The 22,802-nt window shown below is 61.6% G+C and carries 23 protein-coding genes and 1 pseudogene; 13 read left to right on the plus strand and 11 right to left on the minus strand.

Translation table 11 applies throughout. The annotated features are described in order from the left end of the window. Positions 1-418 precede the first annotated feature (418 nt). Positions 419-832: a VOC family protein gene (locus tag SY91_RS02390; RefSeq protein ID WP_006498690.1), complete on the plus strand. Its 414-nt coding sequence runs from the start codon at positions 419-421 to the stop codon at positions 830-832. A gap of 41 nt (positions 833-873) precedes the next feature. On the opposite strand, the gene SY91_RS02395 is transcribed toward SY91_RS02390, so the two are convergent. From SY91_RS02395 to speG, 3 genes are all read right to left on the minus strand, one after another. Further along, a complete protein-coding gene (locus SY91_RS02395) occupies positions 874-1,428 on the minus strand; it encodes a YaeQ family protein (protein WP_006477425.1) in 555 nt (184 codons plus the stop codon). Positions 1,429-1,617: 189 nt separating this feature from the next. Further along, positions 1,618-1,965, minus strand: coding sequence for a surface attachment protein Sap1 (gene sap1, locus SY91_RS02400; RefSeq protein WP_006477424.1), 348 nt, complete (start codon positions 1,963-1,965; stop codon positions 1,618-1,620). A gap of 503 nt (positions 1,966-2,468) precedes the next feature. Beyond that, positions 2,469-3,011 (minus strand): spermidine N1-acetyltransferase, encoded by a 543-nt coding sequence (speG, locus tag SY91_RS02405; protein ID WP_011546509.1) that lies wholly within the window; start codon positions 3,009-3,011, stop codon positions 2,469-2,471. Positions 3,012-3,162: 151 nt separating this feature from the next. Between speG and SY91_RS02410 the strand changes: the two genes are divergently transcribed. The 6 genes from SY91_RS02410 to SY91_RS02430 all read left to right on the plus strand — a co-directional run bounded on the left by SY91_RS02410 (position 3,163) and on the right by SY91_RS02430 (position 7,700). Further along, positions 3,163-3,333 carry a hypothetical protein gene (locus SY91_RS02410; protein WP_006489933.1) on the plus strand — a complete coding sequence of 57 codons (171 nt, stop codon included), beginning with the start codon at positions 3,163-3,165 and terminating at the stop codon, positions 3,331-3,333. Positions 3,334-3,448: 115 nt separating this feature from the next. Next, positions 3,449-3,697, plus strand: coding sequence for a DUF2795 domain-containing protein (locus SY91_RS02415; RefSeq protein WP_006477421.1), 249 nt, complete (start codon positions 3,449-3,451; stop codon positions 3,695-3,697). Between the two features lie 110 nt (positions 3,698-3,807). Next, the gene (locus SY91_RS02420; RefSeq protein ID WP_023476457.1) at positions 3,808-5,166 is read left to right on the plus strand and encodes a GGDEF domain-containing protein; all 1,359 of its coding nucleotides are present in this window, start codon (positions 3,808-3,810) and stop codon (positions 5,164-5,166) included. A gap of 150 nt (positions 5,167-5,316) precedes the next feature. After that, a complete protein-coding gene (locus SY91_RS34925) occupies positions 5,317-5,442 on the plus strand; it encodes a hypothetical protein (RefSeq protein WP_256097665.1) in 126 nt (41 codons plus the stop codon). 646 nt (positions 5,443-6,088) lie between these two features. Beyond that, positions 6,089-7,306 carry a DUF6402 family protein gene (locus SY91_RS02425; protein ID WP_185921041.1) on the plus strand — a complete coding sequence of 406 codons (1,218 nt, stop codon included), beginning with the start codon at positions 6,089-6,091 and terminating at the stop codon, positions 7,304-7,306. A gap of 19 nt (positions 7,307-7,325) precedes the next feature. Then, positions 7,326-7,700 (plus strand): hypothetical protein, encoded by a 375-nt coding sequence (locus tag SY91_RS02430; protein ID WP_124477151.1) that lies wholly within the window; start codon positions 7,326-7,328, stop codon positions 7,698-7,700. A 101-nt stretch (positions 7,701-7,801) separates the two neighbouring features. On the opposite strand, the gene mnmE is transcribed toward SY91_RS02430, so the two are convergent. Further along, positions 7,802-9,196: a tRNA uridine-5-carboxymethylaminomethyl(34) synthesis GTPase MnmE gene (gene mnmE, locus SY91_RS02435; protein ID WP_006489926.1), complete on the minus strand. Its 1,395-nt coding sequence runs from the start codon at positions 9,194-9,196 to the stop codon at positions 7,802-7,804. Positions 9,197-9,532: 336 nt separating this feature from the next. Between mnmE and SY91_RS02440 the strand changes: the two genes are divergently transcribed. Next, positions 9,533-9,967 (plus strand): transcriptional regulator, encoded by a 435-nt coding sequence (locus SY91_RS02440; protein ID WP_006489946.1) that lies wholly within the window; start codon positions 9,533-9,535, stop codon positions 9,965-9,967. Between the two features lie 135 nt (positions 9,968-10,102). On the opposite strand, the gene yidC is transcribed toward SY91_RS02440, so the two are convergent. From yidC to rpmH, 4 genes are all read right to left on the minus strand, one after another. After that, on the minus strand, positions 10,103-11,761 hold the full coding sequence (yidC, locus tag SY91_RS02445) for a membrane protein insertase YidC (protein WP_023476458.1): 1,659 nt from the start codon (positions 11,759-11,761) through the stop codon (positions 10,103-10,105). Between the two features lie 8 nt (positions 11,762-11,769). After that, positions 11,770-12,036, minus strand: coding sequence for a membrane protein insertion efficiency factor YidD (gene yidD / locus SY91_RS02450; protein WP_006489939.1), 267 nt, complete (start codon positions 12,034-12,036; stop codon positions 11,770-11,772). A gap of 76 nt (positions 12,037-12,112) precedes the next feature. Next, positions 12,113-12,574, minus strand: a complete 462-nt coding sequence (gene rnpA, locus SY91_RS02455) for a ribonuclease P protein component (protein WP_006489941.1) — start codon at positions 12,572-12,574, stop codon at positions 12,113-12,115. A gap of 15 nt (positions 12,575-12,589) precedes the next feature. Then, a complete protein-coding gene (gene rpmH / locus SY91_RS02460; protein WP_004198824.1) occupies positions 12,590-12,724 on the minus strand; it encodes a 50S ribosomal protein L34 in 135 nt (44 codons plus the stop codon). Between the two features lie 421 nt (positions 12,725-13,145). Between rpmH and dnaA the strand changes: the two are divergent. The 3 genes and pseudogenes from dnaA to gyrB all read left to right on the plus strand — a co-directional run bounded on the left by dnaA (position 13,146) and on the right by gyrB (position 18,667). Then, a pseudogene (gene dnaA, locus SY91_RS02465) lies at positions 13,146-14,722 on the plus strand (chromosomal replication initiator protein DnaA). A gap of 170 nt (positions 14,723-14,892) precedes the next feature. Next, positions 14,893-15,999, plus strand: coding sequence for a DNA polymerase III subunit beta (dnaN, locus tag SY91_RS02470; RefSeq protein ID WP_006490996.1), 1,107 nt, complete (start codon positions 14,893-14,895; stop codon positions 15,997-15,999). A 193-nt stretch (positions 16,000-16,192) separates the two neighbouring features. Beyond that, positions 16,193-18,667 carry a DNA topoisomerase (ATP-hydrolyzing) subunit B gene (gene gyrB / locus SY91_RS02475; protein WP_023478002.1) on the plus strand — a complete coding sequence of 825 codons (2,475 nt, stop codon included), beginning with the start codon at positions 16,193-16,195 and terminating at the stop codon, positions 18,665-18,667. Between the two features lie 172 nt (positions 18,668-18,839). Here gyrB and SY91_RS02480 read toward each other — a convergent pair whose 3' ends face one another. From SY91_RS02480 to SY91_RS02490, 3 genes are read right to left on the minus strand one after another with little or no spacing between them, the layout of a single operon-like run. After that, positions 18,840-20,453: a type I restriction-modification system subunit M gene (locus tag SY91_RS02480; protein ID WP_023478001.1), complete on the minus strand. Its 1,614-nt coding sequence runs from the start codon at positions 20,451-20,453 to the stop codon at positions 18,840-18,842. After that, on the minus strand, positions 20,450-21,550 hold the full coding sequence (locus SY91_RS02485; RefSeq protein WP_023478000.1) for an AAA family ATPase: 1,101 nt from the start codon (positions 21,548-21,550) through the stop codon (positions 20,450-20,452). Before SY91_RS02485 ends, SY91_RS02480 begins: the two co-directional genes overlap by 4 nt. Further along, positions 21,547-21,921, minus strand: a complete 375-nt coding sequence (locus tag SY91_RS02490) for a restriction endonuclease subunit S (protein WP_260632413.1) — start codon at positions 21,919-21,921, stop codon at positions 21,547-21,549. The genes SY91_RS02485 and SY91_RS02490 overlap by 4 nt, the downstream gene beginning before the upstream one ends. Before the next feature lie 51 nt (positions 21,922-21,972). Here SY91_RS02490 and tnpA point away from each other — a divergent pair, with 51 nt between their 5' ends. Further along, on the plus strand, positions 21,973-22,452 hold the full coding sequence (tnpA, locus tag SY91_RS02495) for an IS66-like element accessory protein TnpA (protein WP_011695105.1): 480 nt from the start codon (positions 21,973-21,975) through the stop codon (positions 22,450-22,452). Continuing rightward, positions 22,433-22,783 (plus strand): IS66 family insertion sequence element accessory protein TnpB, encoded by a 351-nt coding sequence (tnpB, locus tag SY91_RS02500; RefSeq protein WP_011695106.1) that lies wholly within the window; start codon positions 22,433-22,435, stop codon positions 22,781-22,783. Before tnpA ends, tnpB begins: the two co-directional genes overlap by 20 nt. The last annotated feature ends 19 nt before the right edge of the window (positions 22,784-22,802 follow it).

Genomic DNA, 22,802 nt, shown 5'->3' on the forward strand with positions numbered 1-22,802 from the left:
CTCTCTAGTGTAGATGGTGCCTACTCTAGCCATCGGCACATGCCGTCGCGCCCTGAATCTTGCTCTGTGATTCGTGCCGGCGAGCCGGGGGTCGCATCGTTAAAGATAAATCCGACGAAACGCGCGCGGCGGCTGCTCCAGCGCCGTTTTCGTCATCGTCCCGTCACCCTTTTGTTGCAGTGCGGATGCGACAAATCGCCGTCCTGACGTTTTTTTGCAATCGGAATATTGCGTCGCACCATCGCCGTGTGTATAGTTGGAACTGTCTCCTCCATGTCTCCTCCTGATATGGATTAAGCCCGTTCCGCTCTGCGTGAACGGGCTTTTTTTCGTCCGTCGATTGTGCCGCGTTCCGGCCGGCAGCGCAGGCGCGATGCGTCTACACTCGATGCTCGTCGACTGCGAAGGAGTCCCGCCCATGAAGCCCACCATCCGCGGAATCGATCACATCGTGCTGCGCGTGACCGACATGGCGGCGATGACGCGCTTTTACTGCGACGCCGTCGGTTGCCATGTGGAGAAGGAACAGCCCGACCTGGGCCTCGTACAACTGCGCGCCGGCGACGCGCTGATCGACCTGCTGACGGTCGGCGGCCCGATCGACCGGCCCGACAGCGGCCCGCCCGGCACCGGGCGCAACCTCGATCATCTGTGCCTGCGCGTCGAGCCGTTCGATCCCGACGCACTGATCGCCCATTTCGCCGCGCATGGCGCGCGGCCCGGCGCGCCGGCCGAACGCTACGGCGCCGGCGGCTACGGGCCGTCGATCTACCTGTTCGATCCCGAAGGCAACATGGTCGAATTCAAGGGGCCGCCGGCCGCGCTCGGCTGAACGCGGCCGGCGCGCGGGCCCTGACGGGCCCGTACGGACCCTTATGCGCCCTCGCGCGCCTTCAGCACCGTCCACTCGACCGCGACCGGATCGTGGTCGGCGCTCGAGATCCACGCGGTGCCGTCCTGCACCGTGCACTGCAGGCGCATCGTGCGCGCCGCGAGCCGCCCGAGCGCGGCCGCGACGCCGTCGGCGAGCGACAGCACCTGCACGTTGCGCAGCCGTTCGACCTTGCTGCGCACGCCCTGCCACCAGATATCCGACGTCTTGCCGCCATAGGCGATCACCGTGACCTGCCCGGCGCGGCCGGCCGCCTTCGAGATGCGCCGTTCGTCGGGCTGGCCGGCCTCGATCCACACGTCGATCGCGCCCGTCAGATCCTTCTGCCACAGGTCGGGCTCGTCGACGTCCGACAGCCCCTTGCAGAATTCGAGCCGCTCGTGCGCGAACAGCGCGAACGCGACGATGCGCACCATCATCCGGTCGTCGGTTTCCGACGGATGGCGCGCCACCGTCAGCGCGTGATCGGCGTAGTAATGCCGATCCATGTCGGCGATTTGCAGTTCGGCTTTGTAGATCGTGGATTTCAGCGCCATGCGGATGCGGCCCGGGCGGGCATTCGGTTCGGTCGGGCCGTGATGATACCGAATGCGCGCCGTCCGGCGTGCGTGATGCGCGATCCACAGCGCAACGGCCCGGCAGGCGCCGGGCCGTGATCGGTTCGCGCCGCCGGCTGGTCGGGCCGGCGCGCTCGCGCGTCGTGCGACGGCGCGATGAAGGGACGTTTATTGCTTGACGAAGCGCGAATCGGTCCAGAGGCCTTGCTGGTCGCTGTTGTCGGCGCTGACGAACTGCACGTCGCCCTGGTCGACCGACACCACGCGGAAACGCTGGCCTTCCGGCACCGACAGGCAGCGGAAGTCGTCGAAGTACTGCTGCTTCGCCTGCGACTTGCCGTCACGTTCGTGATTCAGTACGGAATCCAGATTGTCTTTCGACAGGCAGCCCCATGCATTCTTCGTCAGCTGGATTTCCTGCTTCGGCTTGACGGCCGAATCGCCGCCGGCCTGGGCAATCGACACAGCGCAAAATGCGCCGACAAGGGCAAAAAGGACACCGGTACGCTTGATCATGTTCTGTCTCCAGGCTTGCGGGCACCAGGCTGGGTTAGCTATGTGTTTAAAGGTGATCGTGAACCCGCGTTTTTCACTTTAGAAGACCGGTAAACGATAGCAAGCACATTTGTTGTGCGACCGCAATAGCGGCGGATTGTCGCACCCCGTGCGCAGGCTGCTTTTCGCGCAATGGGCGCCCCCGGCAAGTGTGTCCAAACTGCGCATCGGCCCGCGTGGCCGGGCGGAGAGCGTTACCAGGCAAGGCTTTCAGCAAAGTTACAATGCGGCGATTGAACGGTTTGGATAATCCATTTCGCTATCCGGATCATTTTGATGCGATGCACATAAAGTCATCCGAAACGATTCGACTTTACCGCAGCGCGGAATCGCAAATACCTGATACAAGAAAAATGCCAGGTATAAGCGTATCCGTATTTATCCGTAGTTCCCCGCATGTATTCGGGCGCTCGCGAAGCCTCCTCGCAAGCGCTTTTACCGGTGTGGCGTTTACCCTGCTTTATTCAGGCGGTTTGCTGCCGTTCGAAATAATCGCGCTGGAAGATGCACATCCGATAAGCGTTGTGATACGCGCCATTCCCGAAAAATTCTTCCTTCAATTCGGCCTCGTGCTGGAATCCGCATTTCTCGTACACGTGGATCGCCGCCGCGTTCGACGTATCGACGATCAGGTACAGCTTGCGCATGTTCAACACCTTGAACGCGTACTCGATCGCGAGGCGCGTCGCCTGGCCCGCATAGCCGCGCCCCTGGCGCTGCGGCGCGATGATGATCTGGAACTCGCCGCGGCGGTGGATGTAGTCGAGCTCGATCAGCTCGACGAGGCCGACCAGTTCGTCCTGCGCATCGACCGCGACGAAACGGCGCTCGCGCTGGTCGTGTACGTGGCGGTCGTACAGCTGCGACAGTTCCGAGAAGGTTTCGTACGGCTCCTCGAACCAGTAACGCATGATCTTCGCGTCGTTGTTCAGCTCGTGGACGAAGCGCAGGTCCTGGCGCTCCAGCGGCCGCAGCGCGAGCGTGTTGGTATCGTTCTGGAGTTGCATGTTCATGTCCTTTTTGAGGCCGGCGCACGTGCGGAACGCCCCCGCGGCGCGGCCGCGTTCGGGCCCGTTTCGCACTGTAAGAAATTGAACGCGGGCGGAGTTCAGAGCCTAGAATGGGAGCAAGGGTTCCTGCCACCGCAAGGAGGCTATCGTGATCGAGCAAGTCATCCTCGGAATTTTCCTCGTGCTGCCGCTCGTCATCGTGGCTGCGCTGTTTTCCGACGAACTGTGGCAGGAGCACCGCCGCCAGCATCCGCGCGACGAGAACGCACCGCACATCGACTGGAAGCATCCGTGGCGCCGCGTGCGACGCGGACATTGACGTCGATCATCGCCATCCGCGACAAGCGCCGGCCGGGGAGACCCGGGCCGCGTAACCTGCCGGGCATGCCCCTTGCGCTTCGATCCGATTCCCGCCCAACCCGCGAGACGCCGACGTGAACGACAAGCCCACCACTCCTCCGCACGATATCCCGAACGAAACGATCGACCTGCAGATCGCCGATGTGCTGGCGGCCGTCCGCTATCCGGCGAACAAGGATGCGATCGTCGATGCCGCGCGCGACGCCGGCGCCAGCAACGAAGTCCTGTCGATGCTCGACGGCCTGCCCGAACAGGACTACGCGGACGTCGACGCCGTCACGCACTGGGTCGCCGGCAACTTCGGCCCGGGGCTCGGCATTTGAGCGCCGACCAATAACGCGATAGGATCGGGCCGCACCGGTCGCGCCGCGATCGGCAGGCGTGCCGCCCGGCGCAAGATCGGGTGTTCGAGCACGCGTGTCCGGGGGACTCCATGGAAGGCATCCTGATCCAGCACACGACGCAACGTCAGCTGTGGTTCGGCGCGCTGACTGCGCTCGTCATCCTGCTCACGCTCGGGATCGCCGCGCCGCACGCGAACGTCGCGCTGCCGGCCGTCGAGCCGTTCATGCCGATGTGCGCGCTCACCGTATTCACGACCGCGAGCATCGCCGCGTTCTTCCTCGGCGCGCAGTTCACCGTCACGCGCCAGCCCGTGCTCGGTGCGCTCGGCGGCGCCTATGCGTTCACCGCGCTCGCCGTCGCGCTGCAACTGCTTACCTTCCCCGGCGTGTTCGCCCCGCACGGCCTGCTCGGCGCGCGCCCGCAAAGCGCCGCGTGGATGTGGGTCTTCTGGCATGCCGGCTTTCCGTGCTTCGTGATGGCCGCGCTGGTCGCACGCGAGCGGCTGACGCGCGCCCCGGTCGGCGCGAAAGAGACGCGCCGCTGGACCGTCGCGCTCGTCGGCGGGCCGGCCATCGCGGCGGCGCTCCTGTGTGCGCTCGCGCTGAACGTGTCGCTGCCACCGGCATTCCACCCGCCCCGCGACACAGCCGTGCTGCCCGTCAGCGGCATCGCGCTCGTCGTGTGGGTCCTCAACGTGCTCGCGCTCGCGGCCGTGCTGGTCACGGGCCGGCTGCGCACGACGCTCGACCTGTGGCTCGCGATCGCGGTGCTCGCCTGCCTCACCGATACGACGCTGAACCTGCTGTCCACCAACCGCTTCACGGTCGGCTGGTATGTCGCGCGCGTGTTCAGCATGTTCACGCCCGGCGTGCTCGTGTGCGTGCTCGCGTGGGAAGTGACGATGCTGTATCAGCAGCTGTTCGAAGCACACGCGACGCTGATCCGTTCTTCCGCGCGCGATGGACTCACCGGCGCGTTCAATCGCAGCCACTTCAACGATCATTTCCACACGCTGTTCCTGCAGGCGCGGCGGCAGGGCGAACCGCTGTCGCTGCTGATGGTCGACGTCGACCGCTTCAAGGCGTACAACGACGCGTTCGGTCACGTGAAGGGCGATGCGTGCCTGATCGCCGTCGCGAATGCACTGGCCGGCGCGGTGCGGCGGCCGGCCGATATCGTCGCGCGCTACGGCGGCGAGGAATTCGCGATCGTGCTGCCGAACACCGGCGCGCGCGGTGCGCGGGTGGTGGCTGACGAAGTGCGCGACGCCGTGCTGCGGCTCGACCTCGCGATGCCCGACTCGCCGGCCGGGCGCGTGAGCGTCAGCGTCGGCTGCGCGACCGTGTCGGCCGACGATCTGTCGACGCCCGACGCGTTGATCGAAGCTGCGGATGCCGCGCTGTATCGCGCGAAGGATGCGGGGCGAAACCGGGTCGTCGTCGCCTGAAAACGTCTGCTGTTTGGCCAATTGTTACGGTCATTGTGACCGGAATAATCCGCCGTTACGGATTGCGGCGCGGGGATACGATCGCTTACAGCCCGGGCTGGGGCCGCTCGCTATGCTGGGTTTCATATTGAACCCAAGCAGGTGAACGCGATGAAGAAGGCCCTTTTGCTGATTGCCGGCGTCGCCGTGTTGTTGAGCGGCTGTATCGTGGTGCCTGATGGTGGCGGGTATTACGGTGGGGGTGGGTATTACCATCATCATCGTCATTGGGATTGAGGCGGGTGAGGGTCTGGACGCATCGATCCGGACCTTAGCTCAATCAGGCCGGCGTAGTCAGCTCGGCATGCATCGGAAAGACCTGTAGCGCAGCAAGCGTTCGTAGTGGAGATGCTCAAGGCGCGCATCTTTGTGGGCTGATCTTCGATCAGTCATGCCTCGACCATCGTCCAGCAGATCGCCCTCGCTGCGGCGAAATTGACATCGAGAAGTTCGAAAGAACCCGACGTGTCGGCACCTCCCCGGTGGACATCAGCGGCACGAGCGTCGTGCCGACCTGCGGACGCCCATTCCACAATACGTTAGGCCTCGTTTGCGTGAAGCAGATCGCCTCGGATCACTCGCTCACAATCTAACGGGCACTTTCCCCGTCGAGTTCGTGGTTTAGATGTGGGTTAACGCTCGCCCCGACTGCCTTGCCAAGAAGAATTTTAAGAGCGCAGTTCCTGTGGGTATCGACTTGCCCATCGGCGATCTCATGCTCCCAGCGCACTTAGATGGCCAGGAAAGTTCAAATAATATTTCGTTTTAAACCCAACCATCTGGATAACCATTTCAAATTAGTCTGATTGATTTCTGGGGAATGAGCACGTTAGCGTAACAGCCATTACGCATACCGCCCAACATCAACGGAGCTAAAGCAGAAATGCCATCGGATCTGGATAAAATTCCCTACTTCACAATAAATAAGTTCATTTGGAAATGGAAACTTCATGAGGGTGCAGATGGGTGCAAGGTCGTTCCAAACATCGCGCTTTCCATGGATAAGCCTGCACCACTGCTTCCGATACAACAAAAACCGAAAGTGGCCGAACCCAAGCATGCATCCACCGAGCCAAAGCGCGACTCGCTTGACAAAATGGTTGATGATTTGGAGAGGGTCGGCAAGGCACTGGCACGCTTTCAAGTATGGCTCAATGCTCCCGGTGCTCCCAAACCCGCCATCGTGAAACTAAAAAGGGATGATTCCGTACCAGCGTTCGATATCCAGGAAATTCCCGCAGCAATGCGCAAGATATACCTCCCGACATCCGCCGCACTGATGGAGCGATGGTTTTCTGGGAAATTAAATTACTCGCGTACCTCTTCGGACGAAGAGGCGGAAATCAATCAAGACGGACTCTCATACCCGTCCGACATGTACGACATGTCTACCATTAAATTGGATTGGGTTCTTCGTTTCCCCCGGGCGAAGCAGCAATTCGACCACCTGATCAATGAAGCAATTCGCTCACAAAAATCCATAAACGAACTATACAAGCTGCTTCTCCCGTATAAAGACTGTGCAACGCGACTCTATACCGACGACATTTGCAGGAACGATCTTCGCAGCATGCACCGACGATTTCAATTTCAATACGCAAGAATAGACAGCACGTTCGGGCAAAAAATTGGAACTCAACTAGATGCACAGCTTCGCAACAATGGTGTGCCCGATGACTTATCCGGGGCGCTCGGTTCCTTCAATATATATGCCGCGCTCGGAAGTGCGCGCTTCTCATGGGATGTGGATTCGCGCCGAACGACAGCGGAAGTGACGGGGCTGTGGGTATATGTGAAAGACAACTATACATTTACCGACAAACCTGGCGAGCGATCTCAATATTTAGGGCACTGGAGTAGCGACGGCGTCATCGTCGTCCCATACAGTGCAGCCGCAGCATTCTTGAACTCCGAGCATTTCCCATATGTCAAATACGCCGTCGCCAGGGGCAATCCATTCATCAAAGGAAATGTTTACTATCCTGTGGAGAACATCGATTTTAGAAGATGGTCTGAGATGCATGGCAGAGGTGGGGACTTTATCATCTACTCCGACAAAAGATACATTCCAATCTCCCCATTCATAAAGATTCGGCTATGATCAAACTCAACAACAAATCATGACGAATTCTTCAAAAATTATCTGCACACTGCTCTTTGCCGCAGTGATCGGCATCTTTGCCTTTGACAGAACACCTCAAGGGAAAGAGTGTAGAAAATCGACATCTCCAGATGGAATATATATTGCCGACCTGTGCCTTTTAGCCTGGGTTCCGGGCGGAGATTCTCGGTACGTTGGCCGCGTATACCGCGCGCAAACCGGGAGACTGCTTGCTCAGCACACATTTAACACACCTACTCCGGAAATTTCCTGGAATAGCTATAGTGATGCCTACGTGGCCTTTTCAAAAGGCGACGGCGGAGATGATTCTGTATATATACCGTTGCCGCCAGCATTCATCGATCGGCTGCTAGCGGCACGTCCGCGGCTGTAAAACCACTGTTGCAACCTGGGTGGAAGTCGTCACGCGGATGCAGACATGCTCTATAACCGGGTAATGGCCGTGCCATTCCCGGCCAGCAATCCTTTTCGTTTCTATTTCCCGATACAAAACCTGCTGAAAATCACCCCCAGCAGATCATCCGACGTGAACTCCCCGGTAATCGCATTGAGCTGCTCCTGCGCGAGCCTCAGCTCTTCGGCAAACAGATCGAGCGACTGCGCGCGCTGCTCCGCGTGATCCGCCGCCTGCGCGAGATGTTCCTGCGCGGCTCGCAGCGCGATCAGATGCCGCTCGCGCGCCAGATACACCCCCTCGGCCCCCGCCTGCCACCCCGCAATCCGCAGCAGTTCCGCGCGCAGCATGTCGATCCCGTCGCCGCGCTTCGCCGACAGGTGCACCTCGGTCAGATCGCCTTCCGCCGCCGGATGCTCGACGCACGCCGGCACACCGGTCAGATCCGTCTTGTTCAGCACGCGCACCACCGGCACGCCGGCCGGAAACCGCGCGGCGATCGTTTCGTCGTCCGCCGTCATCCCCGTGCGCGAATCGAGCAGATGCAGCACGACGTCCGCGCGCTCGATCTCGCTCCACGTGCGCGCAATGCCGATCCGTTCGACTTCGTCCTCCGTCTCGCGCAGCCCGGCCGTATCGATGATATGCAGCGGAATCCCCTCGACCTGGATCGTCTGCGCGACCTTGTCGCGCGTCGTGCCGGCGATCGGCGTGACGATCGCCAGCTCGGCGCCCGCCAGCGCATTCAGCAGCGACGACTTGCCGACGTTCGGCTGCCCCGCGAGCACGACCGACAGCCCTTCGCGCAACAGCGCGCCCTGCCGCGCATCGCCGAGCACGTGCGCGAGTTGCGCGCGGATCTTCGCGAGCTTGCCGCGCGCGTCGGCCGCTTCGAGGAAGTCGATTTCCTCCTCCGGAAAATCGAGCGTCGCCTCCACCAGCATCCGCAGCGTGATCACGTCGTCGACGAGCGCATGAATCTGCCGCGAGAACGCGCCGTCGAGCGAACGCCCGGCCGAGCGCGCGGCCGCCTCGGTGCTCGCCTCGATCAGGTCGGCGACGGCCTCGGCCTGCGCGAGGTCGAGCTTGTCGTTCAGGAACGCGCGCCGCGTGAACTCGCCCGGCTCCGCCAGCCGTAGCCCGAAGCCGCGCCCCGCATCCAGGCAGCGCTGCAGCAGCAGTTGCATCACGATCGGCCCGCCATGCCCCTGCAACTCGAGCACGTGCTCGCCGGTGTACGAATGCGGCGCCGGGAAATACAGCGCGATCCCGCGGTCGAGCGGCGCCCCATGCGCGTCGAGGAACGGCACGTAGCTCGCATGGCGCGGCGCGAGCTTTTGCCCGCACAACGCGTCGATCAACGGCAGCGCGGCCGCCTCGCCGCCACGCCCGAACGACACGCGGACGACCCCGATGCCGCCCCGGCCGGCAGCAGTGGCAATGGCGACGATCGGATCGGAATCAGTAGCGAGCATGGGAATTCGAGAAATCGGGCAATCAGCGGGTCAATGGTGCGCCCGCGCAACAGTTCGGGCATCGGAACGCCGGCATTGTAGCGTGCCGGCTCACATGCCACCGGCCGCGACGCCGGATTCGGACTCGCCCGAATTTATCCCACCGGGGATAAGCAGAGTATCAGTCCGGCGTCATGACGGTGCGGCCATTTCGGACGAGTATGCGTGCCGGAGGGGCTTGGCACCGCGTCCCTCAATTTCATTCCCCATCCTGACCAAGGGGGATTCGTCTGAATAGGATACGTTTATCCCATATGGTTGTCTGGGACGCGGCGATGAAATTGCACAATCTCCCTCATGCCGACATCCGAAGAAAAAGCCGCGTTCTCGGAACGCCTGAAATTCGCCCTGCGGCGCAGCCCGGAGAAGGTCACCGGCGCGACGGAGCTGGCGAACCGATTCAATCTGCGCCACCGCGGAACGCACCCCGTTTCGCCGCAAACCGCGCACAAATGGCTGACGGGCCGCACGATCCCGACGTCGGACAAACTCGAAACGCTCGCTGAATGGTTGCGCGTCGAAGTGCACTGGCTGCATTACGGGCCGTCGCCGAGCGTGATCGAACATCCGACGCCGCAACCGCTGCCGCGCGACGAACGTTATCCGCCGACACCTGAGACGATCGAACTCGCATCGAAAATCGAGGCCTTGTCGCCGCATCAGCGTTACCTCGTGCAGGAACTGGTCGAGCAGTTCTACGGCGATCCGAAGCTCGAAGCGAAGAAGGCCTGAGCGGCAGCAACCGCACGCGCCGCCGCCGTCGTCGCCGGGAAAACACCGGGCAAACAAAAAGCCGCATGGTCACGAACCATGCGGCTTTTTTTGCGCGCATCGCGGATGGCTGGCCACCCGCGAATGCAACGAACGTCAGGCCGGCTTCTTCTTGACGCCGCCGAGCTTGCGCGTGATGTAGTACTGCTGCGCGATCGACAGCACGTTGTTCACCACGTAGTACAGCACGAGACCTGCCGGGAAGAAGAAGAACATCACCGAGAACGCGATCGGCATGAACTTCATCATCTTCGCCTGGACCGGGTCCGGCGGCGTCGGGTTCAGGCTCGTCTGCACGAACATCGACACGGCCATCAGCACCGGCAGGATGAAGAACGGATCGCGCTGCGACAGGTCGTGAATCCACAGAATCCACGGCGCGCCGCGCATTTCGACCGATGCGAGCAGCACCCAGTACAGCGAGATGAACACCGGGATCTGGATCACGACCGGCAGGCAGCCGCCGAACGGATTGACCTTCTCGGTCTTGTACAGCTCCATCAGCGCGGCGTTCATCTTCTGCGGATCGCTCTTGAAGCGTTCACGCAGCGCCTGCATGCGCGGCGTGATTTCCTTCATGCGCGCCATCGACTTGTAGCTCGCGGCCGACAGCGGGAAGAACACGGCCTTGATCAGCACCGTCAGCAGCACGATCGCCCAGCCCCAGTTGCCGACATAGCCGTGGATCTTCTCGAGCAGCCAGAACAGCGGCTTCGCGATGATCGTCACCCAGCCGTAGTCCTTCACGAGCTCCAGGCCCGGCGCGATGCCTTCGAGCATGCGCTCTTCTTCCGGACCGGCGAACAGGCGCGCCTGCACATCGGCCGACTGGCCCGGGGCGATCGCCGCGACCGGCTGCTTCACGCCGACGCGGTACAGCGTCGGGTCGATCTTTTCAGCGTAGATGTCGCGCTTCGCGCCCTGCTGCGGAATCCAGGCCGACGCGAAGTAGTGCTGCACCATCGCGACCCAGCCGTTGTCCGCGGACTTCTCGAAGTTCGCCTTGTTCTTGTCGAGGTCGCTGAAGTCGATCTTCTGGAAGTGCTTCGCGTCCGTATAGACCGCCGGCCCGAGGAACGTGTGCGAGAACATCGGCGTTTCGACGGCCGTGTTGTCGCGCACCAGTTCCATGTAGACCGTCGGCGTGACCGGTGCCGTGCCGACGTTGTCGATCTTGGTGTCGACGCCGATCACGTAGCTGCCGCGCGTGAACGTGTAGGTCTTCACGACCTTCACGCCGCCCTTCACCGGCGATTCGAACGACAGCTTCAGCGTGTTCTGGTCGCCCGTCAGCGACGTCGAGCCGGGGTTCAGCTGCGTGTAGACGTCGTTGTGGTTCGGGAAATCGCCGCCGAGCAGGCCCGTGCGTGCGAGATACGTATGGCCGGCCGTGTGGTCGAACAGCGTGATGTACAAGTCGGGCTGCTTGCCGTCGCCCTGCTTCTTCAGCGTCAGCTTCGCGAGCGTGCCGCCGCGCGTGTCGATTTCGCCGTCGTACACGTCGGTCGAGAACTTCACGAGCTGCGCCTGCGCGGCCGGGGCCGTCGTCGACGGTGCGGCGCCGGCTGCAGCGGCAGGCACGTCACCTGCGGTCGTCGCGCTCGTGCCCGATGCGCCGCCGGCAGCGGCCGGGGCCGTGTGCGTGGCACTCGGGAAGAACATCGACGGGCGTCCATGGTCCCGCTGCCAGTTGTCGTACAGCATGACAGCTGACATGAAGAAGATCACCCATAGGACGGTGCGTTTGATATCCATGCGTTGTCTCAGAGTCGATGGGACCGCGCGTCGGCTTCGCCGCGAGCGCGAGTGTCGGAGTTGGGCGGCGGGACGAGGTCGATGCCGCCCGCGGAAAACGGGTGGCATCGGCACACGCGCCTGACGGCGAGATACGTGCCGCGCGCGGCGCCATGATACTGGATTGCCTCGCGCGCGTAATCCGAACAGGAAGGATAAAAACGGCAACGGTTGCCGAGCATCGGGCTCACGGCAACCTTGTAGAAGCGCAGCAAGGCGATCAATACCGTTTTCATACCTTGGGCGGCGCCGTACGACGCCGCGTCAAAACCGGCCGGGCGGGCGCGAACGCCGCACCGGGGCACGGATGCGTCACTCGGACGCGGGCTTCGACGCCCGGCGGGCGATTTCCCGGACTGCCCTGTCGAGCAGTTCGCGGATCTCGGCCGCGCACATCGCCGCGAGCGGGGCGGAAGCCGCGCTCGGCAGCGCTTTCTTGTCGAAGCGCGTGTGCTGCCGCAGCAGCAGGTCGTAACCGGCGAATTCGGCGCGGCGCAGGCGAAACTGATCGCGCGCCAGCCGCTTCACGAGGTTACGTGTTACTGCACGCGGCGCATACTTCTTGCCGATGACGAGCCCCAGGCGTGCAGGCTGACCGGTCGGCTTGCCGTAGATCACGAAGTGCGCGGAACGCCGCCACGGGCGCAAACGAAAAACGGATGAAAATTCATCCGTTTTCAGAAGTCGCGCAGCTTTCGGGAAGGCGGCTTTCGTCTGCGACGGATTCGCACCCGGCTCGACGGCACCTTCCGCAGGACTGCGGACGGCGGACACAGCGCGCAACCTGCCTTAGATGGCGAGGCGCTTGCGGCCCTTCGCGCGGCGAGCGTTGATGACCTTGCGGCCACCTGCCGTCTTCATGCGGACACGGAAGCCATGGGTGCGCTTGCGGCGCGTCACGGACGGTTGGTAAGTACGTTTCATGATGTTCTCACTTGTTCGAGAATGTCGAAATTCAGGGGACCGCGTGCCCTTAACCGGAGGCATTCGGGCGAACGCAATCGCCGGGAATACAGGATTGGTTTTCGCGGAACCCGCTATTTAAACCGTTTTTCCGTTGACGGTCAATACTTTACGAGTCGCTCGCCTGTGCCGGGCCACGCCGATCCGGCCCCGCGACCCACAAACCCAGCCTGTGGATAAGTCCCGCTGTGGCCGCGTTTGGCGTTAGAATCTCGCCTTATCTCCAAGAATCCCGCACGCCGCCTCGGCTCGCGCCTGCCCCTCCAACACTGTGACGCAGGCGTCCGAGGCACGCTCGCACGACCGCTTCGGGCCTTGTTGCGCGACTGCGACAAGGGCGCCGGCGAGCCGCGCTGTGCACGCAAAAAACGACAGTTACTTGATGAACGATTTCTGGCAACACTGTTCCGCACTGCTGGAGCGCGAGCTGACGCCCCAGCAGTACGTGACGTGGATCAAACCCTTGGCCCCGGTGGCCTTCGATGCGTCGGCGAACACGCTGTCCATCGCCGCGCCGAACCGCTTCAAGCTGGACTGGGTCAAGAGCCAGTTTTCGGGCCGGATCTCCGATCTGGCCCGTGAATTCTGGAACACGCCGATCGAAGTCCAGTTCGTCCTCGATCCGAAGGCCGGCATGCGCAGCGCCGCGGCAGGCACCGCGCCGGCCGCGCCACGTGCACCGCTGACCCCGAACGGCCCGGCCGCGACGGTCGCCGCGATCGCCGCCAACCTGACCGCGAATGCTTCCGCTGCGCCTGCCGCGCCGGCCGACGTGCCGATGACGCCGTCGGCGGCCGCCGCGCACCACCTGAACGCCGACGACGCCGACATCGACCTGCCGAGCCTGCCCGCGCACGAAGCCGCAGCCGGCCGCCGCACGTGGCGCCCGGGCCCCGGCGCCGCCCCGCGAACGGCGGCGAAGCCGATTCGATGTACGAACGTTCGAAGCTGAACCCCGTGCTCACGTTCGACAACTTCGTGACCGGTAAGGCCAACCAGCTCGCGCGCGCCGCCGCGATCCAGGTCGCGGACAACCCCGGCATCTCGTACAACCCGCTGTTCCTGTACGGCGGCGTCGGCCTCGGCAAGACCCACCTGATCCACGCGATCGGCAACCAGCTGCTGCTCGACAAGGCCGGCGCGCGCATCCGCTACATCCACGCCGAGCAATACGTGTCGGACGTGGTGAAGGCGTACCAGCGCAAGGCGTTCGACGACTTCAAGCGCTACTACCATTCGCTCGACCTGCTGCTGATCGACGATATCCAGTTCTTCTCCGGCAAGTCGCGCACGCAAGAGGAATTCTTCTACGCGTTCGAGGCGCTGGTCGCGAACAAGGCGCAGGTGATCATCACCAGCGACACGTATCCGAAGGAAATCTCGGGCATCGACGATCGCCTGATCTCGCGCTTCGACTCGGGCCTCACCGTCGCGATCGAGCCGCCCGAACTGGAAATGCGCGTCGCGATCCTGATGCGCAAGGCGCAGTCGGAAGGCGTGAATTTGTCGGAAGACGTCGCGTTCTTCGTCGCGAAGCACCTGCGCTCGAACGTGCGTGAGCTCGAAGGCGCGCTGCGCAAGATCCTCGCGTATTCGAAGTTCCACGGCCGCGAGATCTCGATCGAGCTGACCAAGGAAGCGCTGAAGGACCTGCTGACCGTGCAGAACCGGCAGATTTCGGTCGAGAACATCCAGAAGACCGTCGCCGACTTCTACAACATCAAGGTCGCCGACATGTACTCGAAGAAGCGCCCCGCGAACATCGCGCGGCCGCGGCAGATTGCGATGTACCTGGCGAAGGAACTCACGCAGAAGAGCCTGCCGGAAATCGGCGAGCTGTTCGGCGGGCGCGATCACACCACCGTGCTGCACGCGGTGCGCAAGATCGCCGACGAGCGCAGCAAGGACGCGCAGCTCAACCACGAGCTGCACGTACTGGAACAGACGCTGAAGGGCTGAGCGCGCGCACCGCGCTTGATAATTCGGCCTCCGCCCCAATTTAAGGGGGGCGGTTCGGTTTTGAGGCACAATACTGGTTTGACCGCCCCGGTGGTGGCGGGCCAAGAGCCCGGCCGGCGGGGCGCTGCGAGGCTGCTGCGCTGCAGGCCGTTACTCAACGAAGGAACTCTATGCAACTGGTCAAGACCGAACGAGACACCCTCCTCAGGCCGCTGCAAACGGTCAGCGGCATCGTCGAACGCCGCCATACGTTGCCGATCCTCGCCAACCTGCTGATCACCAAGAACGGCCCGGACGTTTCATTCCTGTCGACCGACCTGGAGCTGCAGATCACCACGCGCGCCGATTTCGGCGTCGGCGGCGACCAGATCGCGACCACCGTCGCGGCCCGCAAGCTGCTCGACATCCTGCGCGCGATGCCTGACGGCCAGGTCACGCTGTCGCTCGCGGACAAGCGCCTCACCGTTCAATCGGGCAAGAGCCGCTTCGCGCTGCAGACGCTGGCGGCCGACGAGTTCCCGACCGTCGCGCAGGCGAAGGATTTCGGCGCCACGCTCACCGTCCCGCAGAAGTCGTTCCGCCAGCTGCTCGGCATGGTGCACTTCGCGATGGCGCAGCAGGACATCCGCTACTACCTGAACGGCATGCTGCTCGTCGTCGACGGCGACCAGCTGATGGCCGTGGCCACCGACGGCCACCGCCTCGCGTTCTCGTCGATGAAGCTCGAAGGCGGCACGTTCGGCCGCCAGGAAGTCATCGTGCCGCGCAAGACGATTCTCGAGCTGCAGCGCCTGCTCGAGGACATCGACGACACCGTCACCATCGACATCGCGCAAACCCAGGCCAAGTTCACCTTCGGCCAGGTCGAGCTCGTGTCGAAACTCGTCGAGGGCAAGTTCCCCGACTTCCAGCGCGTGATCCCGAAGGCGCACAAGAACACGTTCGAGATCGGCCGTGAAGAACTGCAGCGTTCGCTGCAGCGTGCGGCAATCCTGACCTCGGACAAGTTCAAGGGCGTGCGCTGCATCATCGCGCCGGGCCAGCTGAAGATCATGTCGACCAACGCCGATCAGGAAGAGGCGCAGGAAGAACTCGAAATCGCCTACCAGGGCGATACCGTCGACATCGGCTTCAACGTCACGTATCTGCTCGACGTGCTCGCGAACCTGAAGGTCGACACCGTGCAGGTGAGCCTCGGAGACGCCAGCTCGAGCGCGCTGATTACCGTGCCCGAGAACGACGAGTTCAAGTATGTCGTGATGCCGATGCGCATCTGACGCGCTCGACATCGCGACACACACCAGGGGGCGGCAAGCCCCTTTGGCGTTTTTATGGCGAACCGACAACCCGCCCTTTTAGTGCCTTTTCGGCACCTGGGGCGGGCCAGGAAACTGGAGCGGCCCGGCGATTTCTCTCGCTGAAACGCACCGCGCCGCCACGAGAGTGGCCCCGCAGAACCGGAAGATATCCATGAGTGAACAGCACAATTCGCAACCCGATAACAGCAGCTACGGCGCTTCGTCGATCCAGATCCTCGAAGGTCTGGAAGCGGTGCGCAAGCGCCCCGGGATGTACATCGGCGACACGTCGGACGGCACCGGTCTGCACCACCTCGTGTTCGAGGTGCTCGACAACTCGATCGACGAAGCGCTGGCCGGGTACTGCAACGACATCCACGTGACGATTCACGCCGACAACTCGATTTCCGTGACCGACAACGGCCGCGGGATTCCGACCGACGTGAAGATGAACGACAAGCACGAACCGAAGCGCAGCGCCGCCGAGATCGTGATGACCGAGCTGCACGCCGGCGGCAAGTTCGACCAGAACAGCTACAAGGTGTCGGGCGGCCTGCACGGCGTGGGCGTGTCGTGCGTGAACGCGCTGTCGAGCTGGCTGCGCCTCACCGTGCGCCGCGACGGCAAGAAGCGCTTCATGGAATTCCACCGTGGCGTCGCGCAGGATCGCGTGATCGAGGTGGTGGACGGCGTGGAAGTGTCTCCGATGCTCGTGACCGGCGACACCGAGAACCGCGGCACCGAAGTGCACTTCATGGCCGACCCGACCATTTTCGGCACGGTCGAGTATCACTACGACATCCTCGCGAAGCGGATGCGCGAGCTTTCGTTCCTGAACAACGGCGTGCGGATTCGTCTGACCGACCTGCGCTCGGGCAAGGAAGACGATTTCGCGTTCGCCGGCGGTGTGAAGGGCTTCGTCGAGTACATCAACAAGACGAAGACCAACCTGCACCCGACCGTGTTCTTCGCCAACGGCGAGAAGGACGGCGTGGGCGTCGAAGTCGCGATGCAGTGGAACGACAGCTACAACGAGAACGTGCTGTGCTTCACGAACAACATTCCGCAGCGCGACGGCGGCACGCACCTGACCGGCCTGCGGGCCGCGATGACGCGCGTCATCAACAAGTACATCACCGACAACGAAATCGCGAAGAAGGCGAAGGTCGAGACGACCGGCGACGACATGCGCGAAGGGCTGTCGTGCGTGCTGTCGGTGAAGGTGCCGGAGCCGAAGTTCAGCTCGCAGACGAAGGACAAGCTGGTTTCTTCCGAGGTTCGTGCACCGGTTGAGGAAGTTGTGGCGAAGGCGCTGGAAGAGTTCCTGCTCGAAACGCCGATCGACGCGAAGATCATCTGCGGGAAGATCGTCGAAGCGGCTCGGGCGCGTGATGCTGCGCGGAAGGCGCGTGAAATGACGCGCCGCAAGGGCGTGCTCGACGGCGTCGGCCTGCCGGGCAAGCTCGCGGACTGCCAGGAGAAAGACCCGGCGAAGTGCGAAATCTACATCGTCGAGGGTGACTCGGCAGGTGGGTCGGCCAAGCAAGGGCGTGACCGGAAGTTCCAGGCGATCCTGCCGCTGCGCGGCAAGGTGCTGAACGTCGAGAAGGCGCGCTACGACAAGCTGCTGTCGTCGGAGCAGATCGTCACGCTCGTGACTGCGCTCGGGTGTGGGATCGGCAAGGACGATTACAACCTCGAGAAGCTGCGCTATCACCGCATCATCATCATGACCGACGCGGACGTCGACGGTGCGCACATCCGGACGCTGCTGCTCACGTTCCTGTATCGCCAGATGCCGGACATGATCGAACGCGGGTACGTGTATATCGCGCAGCCGCCGCTTTACAAGATCAAGGCGGGCAAGGACGAGCGGTATCTGAAGGATGACGTGGAGCTCAACGCGCACATGCTGCGGTTGGCGCTGCAAGGGTCGGAGCTGGTGCCGGGTGAGAATGCGGCGGCGATTTCGGGCGATGCGCTTGGGGAGTTGGCACGGTCGTATCTGCTGTCGCAGAGCGTGATCGATCGGTTGAGCCGGTTGTATGACCCGGCCGCGCTGGAAGCCGTCATGGATGGGGTGGTGATCGATCTTTCCAACGAGGAGTCGACCGAGGCTTCGGCTAAGGCGCTGCACGCTGCGTTGCATGATGAAGCGCTGAAGAACGAAGTGCGCGTGGTGCCTTCGTATGACGCGGTTCGCGAACAGCGGGCGCTGCATGTCGAGCGCACGCATCACGGCAACGTGCGGGTTTCGGTCATCGACCAGGAATTCCAGCATACGGCGGATTATCAGCAGCTCGTGACGACGGCGAATACGTTCAAGGGGCTTATTGGGGAAGGGGCGGTCATCAAGCGCGGTGAGCGCAGCATGGCCGTGGCCGACTTCAAGAGCGCGATGAAGTGGCTGCTGGCGGATGCTGAACGGAACGTGTCGAAGCAACGCTATAAGGGCCTCGGCGAGATGAACCCCGAGCAGCTGTGGGAAACGACGATGGATCCGGCAGTGCGGCGCCTGCTGCGTGTGCAGATCGAAGACGCGATTGCGGCGGATGGGATCTTTACTACCCTGATGGGGGATGACGTCGAGCCGCGGCGGGCGTTTATCGAGAGTAATGCGTTGCGGGCGGGGAATATTGACGTCTGAAGGCGTTGCAGCCGTAGGGCGCCAGAGTATGTGCGACTGGCGCCACAGTTGTGCGACTGGGTGACAGAGTTGGCGCGACTGGCCTACGTCTCGAGATTGAGGCAAGCGCGTGAGCTTGCCTTTCTTCATCTCGGTTGGCAGCCAAGACCTGTCTTGGCCTTGGCGATGCGCATCATGGCAGCATAGGCAGTCCCAGCTCCTTGAGGAATGCGTTGTGGCGCTCGGTGGCCAGTTTGATTTGCTTATCCAACGAAACCAGTTCCGCATGCACTGCCGCGAGATCGATCTGCTCCTCGGCTTCCGCCGTGCTCACGTAGCGCGAGATATTCAGATTGAAATCGTTCTTCTCGATTTCCTCCATGCCCACGCGCCGCGAATAGCGAACCTCCTCCTTTCGGAACCGGTAGGTGTCGATAATCTTGTCGATGTGCTCAGGTAGGATCTGGTTCTGCCGCTTCCCCTTCTCGAAATGCTCTGCCGCGTTGATGAACAGCACGTCATCGGGCTTCTTGCATTTCTTGAGCACCAGGATGCACACAGGAATGCCGGTGGAAAAGAACAGGTTGGCGGGCAAGCCGATCACCGTATCGATGTGGCCATCCTTGAGCAGCTTGGTGCGAATGCGTGCTTCGGCACCGCCACGGAACAGCACGCCGTGGGGCAGGATGATGGCCATTACCCCGTCTTGCTTCAGGAAATGGAAGCCGTGCAGCAGGAAAGCAAAGTCCGCAGCCGACTTGGGTGCCAAGCCGTAATTCTTGAACCGCACGTCCTCACTCAGTGCCTCAGTAGGCTCCCACCGGTAGCTGAAGGGGGGATTGGCTACCACCGCGTCGAACTTCGGCATCTTGGCCGGGTTGGTTTCACGCAGCATGTCCCACTCGTTGAGCAGGGTGTCGCCATGGAAAATCTCGAACTCAGAATCCTTCACCCCGTGCAGCAGCATGTTCATGCGCGCCAGGTTATAGGTGGTGATGTTCTTTTCCTGGCCGTAAATCTTCCCAATCGTGCCCTTTGCTTCCTTCATACGGTGGCGCACATTCAACAACAGGGAACCTGAACCGCAGGCCAGATCCATCACGCTGTCGAGATGGGAACGCTTACCCGTAGCAGGCTCCTGGCTATCGAGCGTCACGATGGCCGATAGGATGTCCGAAATGCGCTGCGGGGTGTAGAACTCGCCTGCCTTCTTGCCCGAGCCAGCCGCAAACTGACCAATCAGATACTCATAGGCATCACCCAACGTGTCGCTGTCGGTAGAGAACTGCTTCAGTCCGTCAGCAATTTCCTTGATGATCTTGCACAGGCGGGTATTGCGCTCGACATAGGTTTTACCAAGCTTGTCGGATGCAAGGTTGATCTCCGAGAATAGCCCCCGAAAGGTGCTGGCGAAGGATTCGTTCTCGATGTAACTGAAGCCGCTCTGCAAGGTTTTCAGGAGCGCCGCATCTTGCGTCCGTGCCATCTCGGCAATGTTGCCCCACAGGAACTGCGGCTCGATCACGTAGTGCACCTTGCGGCGCATTTGCTTCTCGAACTCAGGCACATCGTTTAGGTTGCCCTCGTACCAGAGTTGCAGAGGGGTGGATACCGAGCCGTCGATCTGCTGCGGATAGTCCGGCCCCAACTCTTTTTTTGCAGCAGCCTCGTAGTTGTCGGACAGGTAGCGCAGGAACAGGAATGCCAGCATGTAGTCGCGGAAATCGTCCGCGTTCATGGCGCCGCGCAGTTGGTCGGCAATGGCCCAGAGGGTCTTGCCCAGTTTTTGTTTTTCGAGATCAGTCATTGGGGGTCTGCTTCCTCAACGGCTTGAGGAAATAAATCGGGATTAAAGGGATAGCGATTTAGGAAGTCATGCAGGATCTTCCTAAAGTAAGCCTTGTTCTCGTCCAGCATCTGCTGAGGCTCGAACAGTGAATAGCTGCCGTGGCTCAGGATGTTGATCAGGCGTGCGTGCAAGATGCCATCTGGGTCATCGTCTTCCTGCTTGATGCAAGCTGAGAAGTTCCTGTGGCCGTGGAAGCTCGCTGTCTTCTCCAGAATGGTGCGCAGCATGTTGAAGTGATGGGTGAAAAGCCGGTCTTCCTGCGCAGCCTGATACAACTCAGCCAAGGCGGCGACATGGTGGAAGAACGGCGTGTCGCCTGCTTCCTCTCGCAACATGTACCCGCTACCGGTTGAGTTCTTATTGACGAAATACTTGCGGGCTTTGCCCAGCTCGTTGCACAACACATTGAAGAACAGCGTGTGGTGCGTCGAGATCACGGTCTTGAGCTTGCTTTCGGGTCGCTTGAGCAGTTGCGCTAAATGGTTAGCCACGGCAATGGCGTTGTGCTCATCCAACGACGAAATTGGGTCGTCAATGTAGATGTATTTCACCCACTGGTAAGCCTCGGCACCATCCAGCACCAACTGGACGATGGCAAGGAAGAAGCACCAGACAAAGATGTTTTCCTCGCCGCGCGACACTTTGATATTGTCGATGGGCGGCCCGTCCACCGTGCGCGAGAAGCGCACCACCCATTCCTGCGTATCGATGCGAAAATCAAAATCCGCATAGCGTTGCAGCAGCGGACGAATGCGGTTGTCCATCTCCAGCTCGGCTAGGCCGACAAAAAAGCGCGAGGCCGCGTTGAGCGTAAGGCGGCGGTCGCTGTCACCATCCAAATCGTTGTCCCAGTGGAACAGGTCCTCGGTAAAGGCATTGAAGTAGAGCGTGTCGCGGGCATCACCCTGCTTGCCGATGTCTTTGAACGCCATCGATAGCCGCGTCTTGCCGGTACCGTTGTAGGCATAGAGCAGGATGGTTTTTTTGCTCTCCAATTCCTGGCGCAATTGCACGGCCAGCGCGGGCAGATCGGCGAAGGCTTGGCCCGGCTTCATTCCTGCACCTCACTCAGCGCCGGGAATAACCGCTGCATCAAGCCCTTCTTGTGGGCTTGAAGGCCATCGATCTTTTGACTTTGGACGGCAATTACATCATCAAGGGCTGACAAACAATCGGCAATTGCTTGTTGTTCCTCTCGTTCTGGAACCGACACCGTCAGACTCAAAATATCACCCCGTGAAAGCCCCGGGATGAGATTGCCAGAAGCCAACGCGATCAACCGTTGCCGCTGCGTCGCCAGAAAATGAAATACAAACTCACCATGTACACCGCGTGGCCTGACCGCCATCAACTGACGCCCCATAGCTACTTCATCAAGTTCTAGGTAAAGTAACTCAGTAAGCGCGCAGAAATGGGCGTCTAGCACTCAGCGATCTGAGCGTGCAGGCTATGTCCACTGATTTTCAGTGGACACCTTATGACAGAACAACATTCAGAAACGTCGGGCCTGAAGGTCGTCAGCGTTGGCATAGACGGTAAGCGTCGATTCGATCGGCATACCAAACGCCGACTCGTCGAGGCTTGCCTGGAGCCGGGAGCATCAGTCGCAGGACTCGCACTGCAGCACGGCGTTAATGCGAATCTCCTGCGCAAATGGATCAAGCTGCATCAGCAACGGCTCTCTGAGGATTCGACGCAGTCGTCGACCGCAGAGTCGGCATTCGTGCCGGTCGTTATGGTTAGCAGTGAACAGGCGCTCGTCGAGCACAATTCCGTCAGGTCTTCATCGTTGGCCGCGACCGCTAGTTCGCCAGCAAATGCAGCGGCCGCGTCGACGCTGACGGCGCAGATGCCCAACGGCATCACGCTTAAGCTCGAATGCGGCAAGAACGACGCAGCGCTTCTATCAGTGATGATCGAAACACTGGGACGGTGTGATGTTCCGGCTAAGCGATGAGCTGAAGGTCTATGTGCACCGGGACGCCGTTGACTTCCGTAAGAGCATCAACGGTCTTGCAGCCATAGTCGAGCAGTCGATGAAGCTCGATCCATTCGAGCAGGCCGTGTACGTATTCAGCAATCAGCGCCGCGATCGCATCAAGATGCTGCTGTGGGACCGTAACGGCTTCTGGCTGTTGATGAAGCGGCTCGAGCAGGATCGTTTCGTTTGGCCGCGTAAGGAAGCGGTGCTCAAGCTCAGAACCGAGCAACTGCATTGGCTGCTCGACGGCATCGATATTGAAGCGATGCGGGCGCACCCGACACGCTATTATCAGCGCGTGACGTGAAACGCGAGCCAGCATCGCT

Source organism: Burkholderia cenocepacia, from assembly GCF_014211915.1.
In the GTDB taxonomy this organism is placed as follows: Bacteria; Pseudomonadota; Gammaproteobacteria; order Burkholderiales; family Burkholderiaceae; genus Burkholderia; species Burkholderia orbicola.